This window comes from Aliikangiella sp. G2MR2-5, from assembly GCF_015687155.1.
GTDB lineage: Bacteria > Pseudomonadota > Gammaproteobacteria > Enterobacterales > Kangiellaceae > Aliikangiella.
Genome location: NZ_JADPQF010000019.1, coordinates 1 through 1,538, shown reverse-complemented (window position 1 = coordinate 1,538; position 1,538 = coordinate 1). Strand labels below are relative to the sequence as shown.

Sequence of the window (1,538 nt, the reverse complement as noted above, 5' to 3'; positions counted from 1 at the left end):
CGATAAGGAATACCCGCAAAATAAGTTAGTCCATCAATACTTTGAGGAACAGGCGAGAACATATCCGGATACCCTCGCGCTTACCTTCGCAGGTCAAAGTATGACTTATGGCGAACTAAATGCAAAGGCTAATCAACTAGCGCATTACCTGATGGATAGCGGTGTGGAAGTAGGCAACTTTGTTGGCTTACACCTGGAGCGTTCGTTCGATATGGTCGTTAGCATTATTGCGACCTTAAAAGTTGGGGCTGCTTACGTTCCCTTTGACCCTTCTTACCCTAAGGAGCGGCTTGATTATATGAAGCAGGATGCAAACCCTGCGTTGATAATCAGTCAACAACATTTGTTGAGCGCTGATGTTTTCACCGATATTCATTTGTGTCTGATCGACAGCGATTCATTTAGTCAAAGAATAGAAGATTACCCTGAGCAAAATCCTGGCCTTGCTCTGGATCTTGATGGTCCTGCTTATGCTATATACACTTCCGGTACGACCGGACAGCCGAAAGGAGTGGTCAATCAACACCATGCTATTTTAAACCGAATTTTGTGGATGCAGGATGCATATCAGCTAGTGGCTGATGATTGCGTTTTACAGAAAACACCATTTAGTTTTGATGTATCCGTTTGGGAGTTTCTGTGGCCATTAATGGTGGGAGCAAGGCTCGCGATTGCTCAACCAGAAGGGCATAAAGATCCGGTATACCTGCGTGATCTCATTATTGAACAGCGAGTATCCCACTTGCATTTTGTGCCTTCAATGTTGCAGGTTTTTTTACAACAGGAAGCGGCAGGAAGTTGTGGGTCAATTAGTAAAGTTTTCTGCAGCGGTGAAGCTCTGCCTTACAGCTTGCAACAAGAATTTTTTAGTAAATTTAAGTGTGAACTGCATAATTTATATGGCCCGACAGAAGCTGCCATTGACGTTACCAGCTGGCAGTGTTCGCCTTCGAGTGAGCAGACCATAGTACCTATTGGTAAACCAATTGCGAATATTCAATGTTATGTAGTCGACCCTTTCAATAATCCGTTGCCAGCGGGAGTGGCTGGTGAATTACTGATTGGTGGAATTGGTTTAGCACAAGGCTACCTGAATAAGCCTGAACTAACCGCTGAAAAGTTTATTCAAAACCCATTTGATAATGACAAAAGCAGCAGGGTATATCGAACTGGTGATTTAGTGCGTTACTTATCCGATGGCAACATTGAATATTTAGGTCGTCTGGATCATCAAATAAAATTACGTGGCTTCCGGATTGAGTTGGGAGAAATTGAAGCAAAAATAGCTGCGCTTAATAATGTTAAAGAAGCCGTTGTCGTAGCCAAAGAAGATAAGACTGGCAATCAGGTATTAGTAGCTTATGTTACCTGTCAGGAGGGAGTCGAAAAACATGACTCTCAAAAAATCCTTGAGGCAGTTGGGAAGCAGCTACCTGCATTTATGGTTCCTTCAAATGTAACTGCGTTAGAACGTTTACCGTTAAGTCCCAATGGAAAAGTCAATCGTAAAGCACTGCCGGAGCCTGACTGGTCAGAAG

1 protein-coding gene is annotated in these 1,538 nt (G+C 43.4%); it reads left to right on the top strand.

Features of this window, described 5'->3' with window-relative positions; genetic code table 11:
• Positions 1-1,538: amino acid adenylation domain-containing protein (locus IYN84_RS20825; RefSeq protein WP_196141214.1), on the top strand; the 1,538-nt coding region annotated here is incomplete at both ends.